Raw genomic sequence first — 13,741 nt, forward strand, 5'->3', positions numbered from 1 at the left:
CCATCAACGCCACCGACCCCACGGGCGTCACCGTCGACGACCTCCCCGTACGCGACGAACTGCGCGGCAAGTCCCCCTACGGCGCGCCCCAGCTCGACGTCCCCGTACGGCTGAACACCAACGAGAACCCCTACCCGCTGCCCGAACCGCTGGTCGAGCGGATCGCCGAGCGGGTCCGGGAGGCCGCCCGCCACCTCAACCGCTACCCCGACCGGGACGCGGTCGAGCTGCGCACCGGACTGGCCGCCTACCTGACGAAGACCGGCGGACATCCCGTCGCAGTGGAGAACGTCTGGGCCGCCAACGGCTCCAACGAGGTCATCCAGCAGCTGCTGCAGGCCTTCGGCGGCCCCGGCCGCACCGCGATCGGCTTCGAGCCCTCGTACTCGATGCACGGACTCATCGCACGGGGCACCGGCACCGGCTGGATCTCCGGCCCCCGGGGCGAGGACTTCACCATCGACCTGCCCGCCGCCGAGAAGGCGATCGCCGAGCACCGCCCGGACGTCGTCTTCGTCACCACCCCCAACAACCCCACCGGCACCGCGGTCCCCGCCGGGACCGTCCGCGCCCTGTACGAGGCCGCGCAGGCGGCGAGGCCGTCGATGGTGGTCGTGGACGAGGCGTACATCGAGTTCAGCCACGGCGACTCGCTGCTGCCGCTGCTCGAGGGCCGCCCGAACCTCGTCGTCTCCCGCACCATGTCGAAGGCGTTCGGCGCGGCGGGCCTGCGCCTCGGCTACCTCGCCGCGCACCCCGCCGTCGTGGAGGCCGTACAGCTCGTCCGTCTGCCCTACCACCTGTCCGCCGTCACCCAGGCGACCGCGCTGGCCGCCCTGGAACACACGGACACGCTGCTGAAGTACGTCGAACAGCTGAAGCGGGAGCGGGACCGCCTGGTCACCGAACTGCGCGCCCTCGGCTTCGACGTGACCGAGTCCGACGCGAACTTCGTCCAGTTCGGCACGTTCGCGGACGCCCACGTGGTCTGGCAGAAGATCCTCGACCGGGGCGTCCTGGTCCGGGACAACGGCGTGCCGGGACGGCTGCGGGTCTCCGCGGGCACCCCGGCCGAGAACGACGCGTTCCTCGACGCGGTCGGTGAACTGGTCAGCTACGTGGGGGCCGCCCCCACACCCCCGAAGGAGCAGAGCGCATGAGCCGCGTAGGACGCGTCCAGCGGACCACGAAGGAGACGTCGGTCCTCGTCGAGATCGATCTCGACGGCACGGGCAAGACGGAGATCTCCACCGGGGTCGGCTTCTACGACCACATGCTCGACCAGCTCGGCCGGCACGGTCTGTTCGACCTGACCGTGAAGACCGAGGGCGACCTGCACATCGACTCGCACCACACCATCGAGGACACCGCCCTGGCCCTCGGCGCCGCCTTCAAGCAGGCCCTCGGCGACAAGGTGGGCATCTACCGCTTCGGCAACTGCACGGTCCCGCTGGACGAGTCCCTCGCCCAGGTCACCGTCGACCTGTCCGGCCGCCCCTATCTCGTGCACACCGAGCCCGAGAAGATGGCGCCGATGATCGGCGAGTACGACACCACGATGACCCGGCACATCCTGGAGTCCTTCGTCGCCCAGGCCCAGGTCGCCCTGCACGTGCACGTGCCGTACGGGCGCAACGCGCACCACATCGTCGAGTGCCAGTTCAAGGCCCTCGCCCGAGCCCTGCGGTACGCGTCCGAGCGCGACCCGCGCGCGGCGGGCATCCTGCCCTCCACGAAGGGCGCCCTGTAGGCATGAACGGCCTGTCCACCGCACTGATCGTCGTCGGCCTGTTCTTCGTCGGCGGCGTCGTCTCGTTCACCAAGCAGAAGATGCCCAAGGGGGTGACCGCGGTGCTCGCCGCCGGCGCCGTGCTGTGTCTGACCGCGGGCGTCCTGCGGCTGGAGGTGTGACCGTGAGCACCACCAAGCGGGTCGTGGTCTTCGACTACGGCTTCGGCAACGTCCGCTCCGCCGAGCGCGCCCTCGCCCGCGCGGGCGCCGACGTGGAGATAACCCGTGACTTCGACACCGCCATGAACGCCGACGGGCTGCTGGTCCCCGGCGTCGGCGCCTTCGCCGCCTGCATGAAGGGCCTCAGGGAGGCGCGCGGCGACTGGATCATCGACCGCCGGCTGTCCGGCGGCCGGCCCGTCATGGGCATCTGCGTCGGCATGCAGATCCTGTTCGCCCGCGGCATCGAGCACGGCGTCGGGACCGAGGGCATGGACGAGTGGCCCGGGACGGTCTCGCCGCTCCAGGCCGACATCGTGCCCCACATGGGCTGGAACACCGTGGACGTGGCGGCCGGCTCCGAGCTCTTCGCCGGCCTGGACGCGGACGCCCGCTTCTACTTCGTGCACTCCTACGCCGTCCACGACTGGACCCTCCAGGTGGACAACCCGGTGATGCGGGCGCCCAAGGTCACCTGGTCCACCCACGGCGAACCGTTCGTCGCCGCCGTGGAGAACGGCACCCTGTGGGCGACACAGTTCCACCCCGAGAAGTCCGGCGACGCCGGAGCCCAGCTCCTCACCAACTGGATCGGAACCCTGTAGCGACATGGCCAAGCTCGAACTTCTCCCCGCCGTCGACGTCCGCGACGGCCAGGCCGTCCGCCTCGTGCACGGCGAGTCCGGCACCGAGACCTCCTACGGCTCCCCCCTCCAGGCCGCGCTCGCCTGGCAGCGCTCGGGCGCCCAGTGGCTGCACCTGGTCGACCTGGACGCCGCGTTCGGCACCGGCGACAACCGCGCGCTGATCGCCGAGGTCGCCGGCGCCATGGACATCAAGGTGGAACTGTCCGGCGGCATCCGCGACGACGACACCCTCGCCGCCGCCCTCGCCACCGGCTGCACCCGTGTCAACCTCGGCACCGCCGCCCTGGAGACCCCCGAGTGGGTCGCCAAGGTCATCGCCGAGCACGGCGACAGGATCGCCGTCGGTCTCGACGTGCGCGGCACCACGCTGCGCGGCCGCGGCTGGACGCGCGACGGCGGCGACCTCTACGAGACGCTGGAGCGCCTCAACAAGGAGGGCTGCGCCCGCTACGTCGTCACCGACATCGCCAAGGACGGCACCCTCCAGGGCCCCAACCTGGAGCTCCTGAAGAACGTCTGCGCCGCCACCGACCGCCCCGTCGTCGCCTCCGGCGGCGTGTCGTCGCTCGACGACCTGCGGGCCATCGCCGAGCTCGTCCCGCTCGGCGTCGAGGGCTCCATCGTCGGCAAGGCCCTGTACGCGAAGGCGTTCACCCTGGAAGAGGCCCTGGAGGCCACCTCGTGAAAAAGGACACAGCCCGATGACCCCCGAAGCCGTACGGCGCGTACGGGGCGACAGTCCCTGGGACGAGTCCTTCGGGTCCGCGCGCGCCGTCGCGGCGGGCGACCGCGTCCTGGTGGCCGGCACCACCGCGTTCAAGGGCGATGTCCTGTACGGGGAGGGCGACCCGTACGAACAGGCCAGGGCGGCCTTCGGCAGCGCCCTGGAGGCGATCGCCGAGTTCGGGCTCGGCGCCGGCTCCGTGATCCGCACGCGCGTGTACCTCGCGCACTCGCGGGACATCGACGCGGCGGGCCGCGCCCACAAGGAGCTGTTCGACACGGTGCGCCCGGTCACGACCCTCCTGGTGGTGGAGGGCTTCATGGACTCGCGCGTACTGGTGTCGGTGGAAGTCGAAGCATTCAGAGGAGCCGTGATCCCATGACCCTGGCGGTCCGAGTCATCCCCTGCCTGGACGTGGACAACGGCCGGGTCGTCAAGGGCGTCAACTTCCAGAACCTGCGTGATGCGGGCGACCCCGTCGAGATGGCCAAGGTGTACGACACCGAGGGCGCCGACGAGCTGACGTTCCTGGACATCACCGCCTCGTCGGGCGACCGCGAGACGACCTACGACGTGGTGCGCCGCACCGCCGAACAGGTGTTCATTCCCCTGACCGTGGGCGGCGGCGTCCGTACCACCGAGGACGTGGACAAACTGCTGCGGGCGGGCGCCGACAAGGTCGGTGTCAACACCGCCGCGATCGCCCGCCCGGACCTCATCCGGGAGATCGCCGAGCGTTTCGGCCGCCAGGTCCTCGTCCTGTCGGTCGACGCCCGCCGCACCGGGTCCGGCGACTCCTTCGAGGTCACCACGCACGGCGGGCGCCGGGGCACCGGCATCGACGCCGTCGAGTGGGCCCACCGGGCCGCCGAACTGGGCGCGGGCGAGATCCTGCTCAACTCCATGGACGCGGACGGCACCAAGGACGGCTACGACCTGGACATGATCGCCGCCGTCCGCACACACGTCACCGTCCCGGTGATCGCCTCGGGCGGCGCGGGCCGGCTCACCGACTTCCCGCCCGCCGTCGCCGCGGGCGCCGACGCGGTCCTGGCCGCCTCGGTCTTCCACTTCGGCGACCTGCGCATCGGCCAGGTCAAGCAGACCCTGCGGGAGGCGGGCCACCCGGTGCGGTGACGCCCGACGCCCGACGCCCGGCCGGCTCGCTCGCTCCTCCCCGGACTGGGCGAGCCGGACCAGATCGCCGACCGTGTCGTCCAGGACGGCGGTGAGTACCGGGCCCTGGTCCTGCGGCTCCTGGACGAAGGCCACGCCCTCGCCGCGCAGCCGCTCGTACTCCGCGCGGAGGTCCGTCACCGAGAACACGATGACGGGCAGCCCCGTCTCCCGCACCGCCCTGCGGTACGGCTCCGCGAGGGGATCCCGCCCCGGCTCCAGCGGCAGCTCCGGATCCCGCTGTGCCCCCTCGGCCGCCCCGACCGTGACGAGCAGGGTGCCGTCGCCCTGGTCCGTCCGGGTGCGGGTCTCGAAGCCGAGGACGCCGGTGCAGAACGCGTGCGCCCCGGCCACGTCGTCGACGTACACGCTGGTCATGGCGACCTTGATCATGGCGATTCTTCTTCCGGTCCTGCGGTGCCGGACGGCTCCCGGGACCGTCCGGATTCAGATGCCGAGCTGCCTGGACGCGTTCAGCTTCTCGATCGCGTCCGCGTCGCCCACCAGCTCGACCCCGGCCACCTCGCGCCGCCCGTAGACGAACAGCAGCAGCTCCGAGGGCTCACCGGTCACCGTGACCACCGGTGTGCCGCGGTGGGCCACCGCCGTCCGGCCGTCCGGGCGGCGCAGCACCAGGCCCGTGGCCGCGCCGCGGCCCACCATCCGGGCGGTCTGCTCCAGCCGCGACCACAGGGTGTCCTGGAACACCGGGTCGAGTTCACGCGGTGTCCAGTCGGGTTGCGCGCGGCGCACGTCCTCCGTGTGGACGTAGAACTCGACGACGTTCGACAGCTCGTCGATCTGCTTGAGGTTGAAGGGCGAGAACCGCGGCGGGCCGGTACGGACGAGCCGGACCAGCTCCTCGTACGGCTTGGCGGTGAACTCCGCCGTCACCCGCTCCAGACGCTGGGCGAGCTGCTTGACCACGATCCCGCCGGCGGCGTCCGGGCGACGCTCGCGCACCACCACGTGGGCGGCGAGATCGCGGGTGCGCCAGCCCTCGCACAGAGTGGGCGCTTCCGGGCCCGCGGTCTCCAGCAGATCGGCCAGCAGGAGTCGTTCACGCTTTGCATGGGTCGACATGCAGCCAGCCTACGGCGACCCGCCCGGTCCGCACACCCGTCGCCCGGCCACCCCCGACGAGGCGCGTACGCGCCCCCGGCTCCCGCCGCGCCCTTCCAGCCGGTGGACGGCAGCCGGGCGCCGCCCTCCCGCGCGGCACAATGGTTCCCATGACCAGCACGTCCCGGCCCAGCCGCATCGACCCCGAGATCGCCGCACGGCTCAAGCGCAGCCCAGACGGCCTCCTGCCCGCCATCGCCCAGCAGTACGACACCCGCGAGGTGCTGATGCTGGGCTGGATGGACGACGAGGCGCTGCACCGCACCCTGACCACCGGCCGCTGCACCTACTGGTCGCGCAGCCGCCAGGAGTACTGGGTCAAGGGCGACACCTCCGGGCACGTCCAGCACGTGAAGTCCGTCGCCCTGGACTGCGACGCCGACACCGTCCTCGTCCAGGTCGACCAGACGGGCGCCGCCTGCCACACCGGAGCCCGCACCTGCTTCGACGCCGACGTGCTGCTCACGGACGCCCCCGCGGACCGCGCCGGCCGCGGCGCGCACGCCCCCGGTCAGTAAGGTCTGCCGCCATGGACCTCGAGACGTTCCGCAAGCTCGCCACCGACCGCCGGGTCATCCCGGTCACCCGCAAACTGCTCGCCGACGGCGACACCCCGGTCGCGCTCTACCGCAAGCTCGCCGCGGGCCGCCCCGGCACCTTCCTCCTGGAGTCCGCCGATGGGAGTACCGCCCACGCGTTCAGCAGTGGGGGAGGGCGCTCCTGGTCCCGCTACTCCTTCGTCGGTGTCCGCAGCGCCGCCACCCTCACCGAGCAGGACGGACAGGCGCACTGGCAGGGCACCCCGCCCGTCGGCGTACCGGCCGGCGGCGACCCCCTCGCCGCGCTGCGCGCCACCCTCGAAGCCCTGCACACCCCGCGCGACCTCGCCCACGACCTCGGCCTGCCGCCCTTCACCGGCGGCATGGTCGGCTACCTCGGCTACGACATCGTGCGCAGGCTCGAGAACATCGGCCCCGGCGAGCGGGACGACCTGCGGCTGCCCGAGCTGACCATGCTGCTCACCAGCGACCTCGCCGTGACGGACCACTGGGAGGGCTCCGTCTGGCTGATCGCCAACGCGATCAACCACAACGACCTGGAGACCGGCGTCGACGAGGCCCACGCCGACGCCGTGGCCCGGCTGGACGCCATGGAGGCCGACCTCTCCCGCGCGGTGGCCCAGCCCCCGGCCGCCCTGCCGCCCTCCGAACTCCCCGAACACACCGCCCTGTGGGGCGGTCCCGACTTCCGGGCCGCCGTCGAGGACGTCAAGGAACGCATCCGCGCCGGAGAGGCCTTCCAGGTCGTCCCCTCCCAGCGGTTCGAGACCCCCTGCACGGCGAGCGCCCTCGACGTCTACCGGGTGCTGCGGGCCACCAACCCCTCGCCCTACATGTACCTGCTCCGCTTCGACGCGTTCGACGTCGTCGGATCGTCCCCCGAAGCACTCGTGAAGGTCGACGACGGGCAGGCGATGGTCCACCCCATCGCCGGTACCCGACCGCGCGGCGCCACCCCGCAGAAGGACCAGGCCCTCGCCGAGGAACTGCTCGCGGACCCCAAGGAGCGCGCCGAGCACCTCATGCTCGTCGACCTGGGCCGCAACGACCTCGGGCGGGTCTGCGAGCCCGGCTCCGTCGAGGTCGTCGACTTCATGTCCGTCGAGCGGTACTCGCACGTCATGCACATCGTCTCGACGGTCACCGGCCGGGTCGCGCCCGGCCGGTCCGCCTTCGACGTGCTCACCGCCTGCTTCCCGGCCGGCACCCTCTCCGGAGCGCCCAAGCCCCGTGCCATGCAGATCATCGACGAACTCGAGCCGTCCCGGCGCGGGCTGTACGGCGGCTGCGTCGGCTACCTGGACTTCGCCGGTGACTCCGACACCGCCATCGCGATCCGCACCGCGCTGCTGCGCGACGGCACCGCGTACGTCCAGGCGGGCGCCGGGATCGTCGCCGACTCCGACCCCGTCGCCGAGGACGCCGAGTGCCGCAACAAGGCGGCCGCCGTGCTGCGCGCCGTCCACACGGCGAACCGGCTGGGCACGGTGTGACCCGCGCGCCCGGGGAGGTGCCGGACCGTACCGGGAGCCGTGTGCCACGCGCCCGGGGCCGTGCGGGAGGCGCCGGGACGAGCCCCGGGTGACCGTCCGCGCGCGGTGCACGCGATAGTGGAGTACGTGACTGCTGTTCCTCACCCCCGTTCCGAGGCCGCCGGCCCCGCCCGGACCGGCCGCCTCAGCCTCGCCGTCGCCCTGCTCTGCGGTGCCCTGGGCGCGGCCGTGGCCCTGCTCGCCACCCGGCAGCAGTGGTCCGAGGGCACCGCGACCGTGGCCGGCGGCTCCTTCCCCCTGACCGCGAGCGGCAGCGAGGTCACCGGCGTCCCCGCCGCCCTCGCCGTGGTGGGCCTGGCCGCGCTCGTCGCCGTCTTCGCCGTCCGCCGGGCCGGCCGGTTCGCCGTCGCCGCGCTGCTCGCCCTGTCCGGAGCGGGCACCGCCGTGGCGGCCCTGCTCGGCGCTTCCGATGGTTCCGCGCTCGACGACAAGGCCGCCGAGGTCTCCGGCGACACGTCGGCCACCGTGGAGGCCCTCAGCCACACGGCCTGGCCCTACGTCGCGGCCGTGGGCGGCCTGCTGCTCCTGGTGGCCGGTGCGCTCGCCCTGCGCCACGGCGGGCTGTGGCCCGCGATGTCCGGCCGTTACGAGCGCGCCGCCGCCCCGCGGCCACGCCGTACGGCCGCCGCCGGCGATCCCGACCGGCCGGAGGAACTGTGGAAGGCCCTCGACCGCGGTGAGGACCCGACCGGGGCCTGAACCACCCGGCCGCGCCGCCTCCGCTCCGTCGAGCGGCAGGCGACGGGCGTCCACCGCGCCGAGGAGCACCCCCGAGCACGGCCCGCGCGCGCGTGCGGGACAATTGATCCGAGCGTCCTGCTCAGACACGTACACAGCCCTGAGGAGCAAGCAATGGCGGGCAGCAGCCACGGTCACACCCCGGCCGCCTGGACCGGTGTCATCATCTCGTTCATCGGTTTCTGCGCCGCGAGCATGTTCATGGTGATGAACATGCCGGTGGGCTTCTGGGCCGGCATGGTCGTCGTGCTGCTCGGCGGTGTCGTCGGCGGCGTCATGAGAAGGATGGGCATGGGCCAGCAGCAGCACGTCCACCCCGTCAACCCGCCCTCCGCCCACCGCGAGCCGGTCCGCGCCGACAGCTGAAGACCGGGAACACTCCCGGACGGGGGCGGTCGGCACACGGGTGCCGCAACCGCCCCTGACGCGTGCGCGCGGGGCACAATGCCCGGGTGAACGCCGTCAGCCCCAGCGTGTCCCGCGGCACCGCCGCCCGTCTGGCCCTCCCCGCCGGAGCACTCGCCGCCGTCGCCGGAGCCTTCGCCTACGTCGGGGCGGTGGACCCCAACGAACCCGGGCACTACCCCGCCTGCCCGCTGCTGCGCCTCACCGGCCTGTACTGCCCCGGTTGCGGCGGGCTGCGCAGCGCGCACGCCGTCGTCCACGGCGACCTCCTGGCCGCCCTGCAGGCCAACGCGCCGGCCGTTCTCGGCTACGCGGCCTTCGCCGTCCTGTGGACCGTATGGGTGGTCCGCGCGGCGCGCGGAAAACCCCTGCGCATCGACCCCGGGCCGGTGCTCCTGTGGTCCCTGGGAGCGTTCGTGCTGGTCTTCACGGTTGTCCGGAACCTGCCGTTCGGTGGCTGGCTACATCCTTGATCAACTGGTGAACGTCCAGGTAGAGGGACCGGCGTCAACCGGATGTGAGGCGTACCCCCTGCTGCGGATACCATCGCAGTGACCACCGGTTTCGTCCGGCGACCCGCCCGAGAGGACGGGGACCGCCGTGAGGACGGAAACGAACGCACTGAAGACGGACCGTCTGGAAGGGGGCCTCTCCCGTGAGTGTGCTCGACGAGATCATCGACGGAGTCCGTGCCGACCTCGCGGAGCGGCAGGCACGGGTCAGCCTCGACGAGCTCAAGGAGCGCGCGGCGAAGGCTCCCGCGGCCAGGGACGGCGTGGCCGCCCTGCGCGGCGAAGGCGTCAAGGTGATCTGCGAGGTCAAGCGCTCCAGCCCGTCCAAGGGCGCGCTCGCCGCGATCGCCGACCCGGCCGGACTCGCCGCCGACTACGAGGCGGGCGGCGCGGCCGTCATCTCCGTCCTCACCGAACAGCGCCGCTTCGGCGGCTCGCTCGCCGACCTGGAGGCGGTCCGCGCGCGGGTGGACATCCCCGTCCTGCGCAAGGACTTCATCGTCACCTCCTACCAGCTCTGGGAGGCACGGGCGCACGGCGCCGACCTCGCCCTGCTCATCGTCGCCGCCCTCGAGCAGCCCGCCCTGGAATCGCTGATCGAGCGCGCCGAGTCCATCGGACTCACCCCCCTCGTCGAGGTGCACGACGAGGACGAGGTCGAGCGCGCGGTCGACGCAGGCGCCAGGATCATCGGGGTCAACGCGCGCAACCTCAAGACCCTCGAGGTCGACCGCGGCACCTTCGAGCGGATCGCCCCCGAGATCCCCGACCGCCTCGTCAAGGTCGCCGAGTCCGGCGTCCGCGGCCCGCACGACCTCATCGCCTACGCCAACGCCGGCGCCGACGCCGTCCTGGTCGGCGAGTCCCTGGTCACCGGCCGCGACCCGAAGACCGCGGTCGCCGACCTGGTGGCGGCCGGCGAACACCCGGCACTGCGCCACGGGCGCGGCTGACCCCCCGCTAGGCTGGGCACCGATGACGCTCCCGATCACCCTGACGACCAGGGACCCGTACGCGCGCCTCGCCCGCGGCTGCCGCCCGCGCGGCTGCCGGGCCCCCGCACGCCGCGTGCACGGCCGCCGGGTGCGCTACGTCATCGGTGACGAGCCCGGCCAGGTCAACGGCATGCGATGGCAGCACCCCGCCCGCAGGGGCGCGGGACTGTGCCCGGACACGCGGCTGTGCCGCGCGGACGCGACCGGTCACGTCCGGTCCGCGGCGGCCTGACCACCCCCGCCCCCACGGCGACCAGTGCCCGAACACCACTCACCGTGAGGACCACGCATGCCCAGCGACTTCTTCATCCCCGACCCCGAGGGCCGGACCCCCAGCGCCGAGGGCTACTTCGGCGCGTTCGGCGGCAAGTTCATCCCGGAGGCGCTCGTCGCCGCCGTGGACGAGGTCGCCGTCGAGTACGACAAGGCCAAGGCCGACCCCGAGTTCGCCCGCGAACTCGACGACCTGATGGTCCACTACACCGGCCGCCCGAGCGCCCTCACCGAGGTGCCCCGGTTCGCCGGGCACGCCGGCGGCGCCCGGGTCTTCCTCAAGCGCGAGGACCTCAACCACACCGGCTCCCACAAGATCAACAACGTGCTCGGCCAGGCCCTGCTCACCCGGCGCATGGGCAAGACCCGTGTCATCGCCGAGACCGGCGCCGGCCAGCACGGCGTCGCCACCGCCACCGCCTGCGCCCTGTTCGGCCTCGACTGCACCATCTACATGGGCGAGATCGACACCGAGCGCCAGGCCCTCAACGTGGCCCGGATGCGCATGCTCGGCGCCGAGGTCATCGCCGTGAAGTCCGGCAGCCGCACCCTCAAGGACGCCATCAACGAGGCGTTCCGCGACTGGGTCGCCGACGTCGACCGCACGCACTACCTCTTCGGCACCGTCGCCGGACCCCACCCCTTCCCCGCCATGGTCCGCGACTTCCACCGCGTCATCGGCGTCGAGGCCCGCCGCCAGCTGCTGGAACGCACCGGACGGCTGCCCGACGCCGCGATCGCCTGCGTCGGCGGCGGCTCCAACGCCATCGGCCTCTTCCACGCCTTCATCCCGGACACCCCGGTCCGGCTCATCGGCTGCGAACCCGCCGGACACGGCATCGAGAGCGGCGAGCACGCGGCCACCCTCACCGCGGGCGAGCCCGGCATCCTGCACGGCTCGCGGTCCTACGTCCTCCAGGACGACGAGGGCCAGATCACCGAGCCGTACTCCATCTCGGCCGGGCTCGACTACCCGGGCATCGGACCCGAGCACTCCCACCTCAAGGACTCCGGCCGCGCCGAATACCGCGCGGTCACCGACGACGCCGCCATGCAGGCCCTGAGACTGCTGTCGCGCACCGAGGGCATCATCCCGGCCATCGAGAGCGCGCACGCGCTGGCCGGCGCCCTGGAGGTCGGCAGGGAACTGGGCAAGGACGGGCTGATCGTCGTCAACCTGTCCGGCCGCGGCGACAAGGACATGGACACCGCCGCCCGCTACTTCGGCCTGTACGACACCGACAGGACCGTCGCCGCCGACGCGGACGCCGGCACCGCCGAGATCGAGGGGGACGCCAAGTGAGCGGGAACGTGAGGCTGCTGAGCGACACCCTCGCCGCGGCGAAGTCCGAGGGCCGCGCCGCGCTGATCGCCTACCTGCCGGCCGGGTTCCCGACCGTCGACGGCGGCATCGACGCCGTCAAGGCCGTCATCGACGGCGGCGCCGACGTCGTGGAGGTGGGCCTGCCGCACAGCGACCCCGTCCTCGACGGGCCCGTCATCCAGACCGCCGACGACATCGCGCTGCGCGGCGGCGTGCGGATCGCCGACGTGCTGCGCACGGTCCGGGAGGCCCACCGGGTCACCGGGAAGCCGATCCTCGTCATGACGTACTGGAACCCCATCGACCGCTACGGCGTCGAGCGGTTCACCGCCGAACTCGCCGAGGCGGGCGGCGCCGGCTGCATCCTGCCCGACCTGCCCGTCCAGGAATCGGCGCTGTGGCGGGAGCACGCCGACAAGCACGGACTCGCCACCGTCTTCGTCGTCGCGCCCAGCAGCAGGAACGAGCGGCTCGCCGAGATCACCGCGGCGGGCAGCGGCTTCGTCTACGCCGCCTCCCTCATGGGCGTCACCGGTACCCGTGAGTCGGTCGGCGCACAGGCCGAGGAACTCGTGGCACGCGCCCGGGCGAGCCGCGCCGACCTGCCGGTGTGCGTCGGGATCGGCGTCTCCGACGCCACCCAGGCCGCCGAGGTCGCCCGCTTCGCCGACGGCGTGATCGTCGGATCGGCCTTCGTCAAGCGGCTGCTGGACGCCCCCGACCCGGCCGCGGGCCTCCAGGCCGTGCGGACACTCGCGGGAGAGCTGGCCAGGGGCGTGCGCGGCCGGACGTGACGGCGACACCGGTGCCCGGGCACCGGCAGGCGTTCGGCGGGTAGTCAGCAGTGAGTCATACGGGTCCCTCGTACGGGTGGACCTGGTGCCGGGGAGGCGCGTTGCGCCTCCCCGGTTCGTTCTGCGGGGTGTGAGCGAGAAGAACCGTGAGGGAAAGCGCACCGCTCGTGAGCGGCTGGCGGTCGAGCGTGAGAAGCAGAAGGCGGCGGACAGGCGGCGCCGCACCCTGATCGTGGGTGCGAGTGTGGTCTGTGTCCTGGCACTCGCGGCGGTGATCGGCGTCGTCGCCGCCAACGCGGGCAAGGACGAAGGCGGTGAGGAGGCAGGCCCGGTGGTGGCGCCCTCGGGGGCGCTCGGCAAGGACGGCCTGGCCGTCCCGGCCGGCGAGGAGAGCGCCGAGTCCACCCTCACCGTGTGGGAGGACTTCCGCTGCCCCGCCTGCAAGTCCTTCGAGCTGGCGTACCGGCCGACGCTCCACGAGCTGACCGAGTCCGGCCAGTTGAAGATCGAGTACCACCTGGTCACGCTCATCGACGGGAACATGGGCGGCACCGGCTCCCTCAACTCCGCCAACGCGGCGGCCTGCGCCCAGGACGCCGGCAAGTTCACCGAGTACCACGACGTGCTGTTCGACAACCAGCCCCCGGAGCCGGACGACGCCTTCGCCGACAACGCCAAGCTCATCGAGCTGGCCGGCAAGGTCGAAGGGCTCGACACCCCCGCCTTCCGCAGCTGTGTGGAGGACGGCACGCACGACAGCTGGGTGGCGAAGTCCAACGAGGCCTTCCAGAAGGGCGGCTTCTCCGGCACCCCGACCGTCCTGCTCGGCGACAAGAACATCTACCAGGACCGGTCGATGACCCCGGCGAAGCTCAAGGAGATGGTGGAGGAGGCCAATCGGCAGTAGGGCTGAGCGCCTTCCCGTTATGGACCCGTAGCCGGACCGCCCGCCGTGCGGCCGGCCCGGC

General features: G+C 72.6%; 18 protein-coding genes and 1 pseudogene. 17 read left to right on the plus strand and 2 right to left on the minus strand.

Annotation, left to right across the window (positions count from 1 at the left end; translation table 11 throughout):
- Positions 1–2 precede the first annotated feature (2 nt).
- From TU30_RS07130 to hisF, 7 genes are read left to right on the plus strand one after another with little or no spacing between them, the layout of a single operon-like run.
- Positions 3–1,160 (plus strand): histidinol-phosphate transaminase, encoded by a 1,158-nt coding sequence (locus tag TU30_RS07130; RefSeq protein WP_042166594.1) that lies wholly within the window; start codon positions 3–5, stop codon positions 1,158–1,160.
- Positions 1,157–1,750, plus strand: coding sequence for an imidazoleglycerol-phosphate dehydratase HisB (gene hisB, locus TU30_RS07135; RefSeq protein WP_042166021.1), 594 nt, complete (start codon positions 1,157–1,159; stop codon positions 1,748–1,750). The genes TU30_RS07130 and hisB overlap by 4 nt, the downstream gene beginning before the upstream one ends.
- A gap of 2 nt (positions 1,751–1,752) precedes the next feature.
- Entirely contained in the window at positions 1,753–1,911 is a 159-nt protein-coding gene (locus TU30_RS36435) for a hypothetical protein (protein WP_042166022.1), read from the plus strand.
- The gene (gene hisH / locus TU30_RS07145) at positions 1,908–2,555 is read left to right on the plus strand and encodes an imidazole glycerol phosphate synthase subunit HisH (RefSeq protein ID WP_042166024.1); all 648 of its coding nucleotides are present in this window, start codon (positions 1,908–1,910) and stop codon (positions 2,553–2,555) included. Before TU30_RS36435 ends, hisH begins: the two co-directional genes overlap by 4 nt.
- Before the next feature lie 4 nt (positions 2,556–2,559).
- The gene (gene priA, locus TU30_RS07150) at positions 2,560–3,282 is read left to right on the plus strand and encodes a bifunctional 1-(5-phosphoribosyl)-5-((5-phosphoribosylamino)methylideneamino)imidazole-4-carboxamide isomerase/phosphoribosylanthranilate isomerase PriA (protein ID WP_042166027.1); all 723 of its coding nucleotides are present in this window, start codon (positions 2,560–2,562) and stop codon (positions 3,280–3,282) included.
- Positions 3,283–3,298: 16 nt separating this feature from the next.
- On the plus strand, positions 3,299–3,703 hold the full coding sequence (locus TU30_RS07155) for a Rid family hydrolase (protein ID WP_042166029.1): 405 nt from the start codon (positions 3,299–3,301) through the stop codon (positions 3,701–3,703).
- A complete protein-coding gene (gene hisF / locus TU30_RS07160) occupies positions 3,700–4,458 on the plus strand; it encodes an imidazole glycerol phosphate synthase subunit HisF (protein WP_042166032.1) in 759 nt (252 codons plus the stop codon). Before TU30_RS07155 ends, hisF begins: the two co-directional genes overlap by 4 nt.
- Before the next feature lie 45 nt (positions 4,459–4,503).
- On the opposite strand, the pseudogene TU30_RS33770 reads toward hisF, so the two are convergent.
- Together TU30_RS33770 and TU30_RS07165 are read right to left on the minus strand one after the other, a co-directional pair.
- Positions 4,504–4,890 (minus strand): annotated as a pseudogene (locus tag TU30_RS33770) (VOC family protein); the annotation flags it as partial.
- Between the two features lie 54 nt (positions 4,891–4,944).
- A complete protein-coding gene (locus TU30_RS07165; RefSeq protein WP_042166034.1) occupies positions 4,945–5,580 on the minus strand; it encodes a TIGR03085 family metal-binding protein in 636 nt (211 codons plus the stop codon).
- Positions 5,581–5,729: 149 nt separating this feature from the next.
- Here TU30_RS07165 and hisI point away from each other — a divergent pair, with 149 nt between their 5' ends.
- From hisI to TU30_RS07215, 10 genes are all read left to right on the plus strand, one after another.
- A complete protein-coding gene (hisI, locus tag TU30_RS07170) occupies positions 5,730–6,137 on the plus strand; it encodes a phosphoribosyl-AMP cyclohydrolase (protein WP_176726221.1) in 408 nt (135 codons plus the stop codon).
- An 11-nt stretch (positions 6,138–6,148) separates the two neighbouring features.
- Positions 6,149–7,672: an anthranilate synthase component I gene (locus TU30_RS07175; RefSeq protein ID WP_042166038.1), complete on the plus strand. Its 1,524-nt coding sequence runs from the start codon at positions 6,149–6,151 to the stop codon at positions 7,670–7,672.
- 117 nt (positions 7,673–7,789) lie between these two features.
- Positions 7,790–8,431 carry a TIGR02234 family membrane protein gene (locus TU30_RS07180; protein ID WP_042166041.1) on the plus strand — a complete coding sequence of 214 codons (642 nt, stop codon included), beginning with the start codon at positions 7,790–7,792 and terminating at the stop codon, positions 8,429–8,431.
- 153 nt (positions 8,432–8,584) lie between these two features.
- Positions 8,585–8,836: an HGxxPAAW family protein gene (locus tag TU30_RS07185; RefSeq protein WP_042166045.1), complete on the plus strand. Its 252-nt coding sequence runs from the start codon at positions 8,585–8,587 to the stop codon at positions 8,834–8,836.
- A gap of 86 nt (positions 8,837–8,922) precedes the next feature.
- Complete coding sequence (locus tag TU30_RS07190; protein WP_042166048.1) at positions 8,923–9,348, plus strand: DUF2752 domain-containing protein; 426 nt, start codon at positions 8,923–8,925, stop codon at positions 9,346–9,348.
- A gap of 182 nt (positions 9,349–9,530) precedes the next feature.
- Positions 9,531–10,340 carry an indole-3-glycerol phosphate synthase TrpC gene (gene trpC, locus TU30_RS07195; RefSeq protein WP_042166050.1) on the plus strand — a complete coding sequence of 270 codons (810 nt, stop codon included), beginning with the start codon at positions 9,531–9,533 and terminating at the stop codon, positions 10,338–10,340.
- Positions 10,341–10,362: 22 nt separating this feature from the next.
- Positions 10,363–10,614, plus strand: coding sequence for a tryptophan biosynthesis modulator TrpM (gene trpM / locus TU30_RS07200; RefSeq protein ID WP_042166052.1), 252 nt, complete (start codon positions 10,363–10,365; stop codon positions 10,612–10,614).
- A gap of 57 nt (positions 10,615–10,671) precedes the next feature.
- On the plus strand, positions 10,672–11,958 hold the full coding sequence (gene trpB / locus TU30_RS07205; RefSeq protein WP_042166054.1) for a tryptophan synthase subunit beta: 1,287 nt from the start codon (positions 10,672–10,674) through the stop codon (positions 11,956–11,958).
- Positions 11,955–12,773, plus strand: coding sequence for a tryptophan synthase subunit alpha (trpA, locus tag TU30_RS07210; RefSeq protein ID WP_042166056.1), 819 nt, complete (start codon positions 11,955–11,957; stop codon positions 12,771–12,773). The genes trpB and trpA overlap by 4 nt, the downstream gene beginning before the upstream one ends.
- 130 nt (positions 12,774–12,903) lie before the next feature.
- On the plus strand, positions 12,904–13,680 hold the full coding sequence (locus TU30_RS07215) for a thioredoxin domain-containing protein (protein ID WP_042166059.1): 777 nt from the start codon (positions 12,904–12,906) through the stop codon (positions 13,678–13,680).
- Positions 13,681–13,741: the final 61 nt, after the last annotated feature.

It is taken from the genome of Streptomyces sp. NBRC 110035 (assembly GCF_000829695.1).
Lineage (GTDB): Bacteria > Actinomycetota > Actinomycetes > Streptomycetales > Streptomycetaceae > Streptomyces.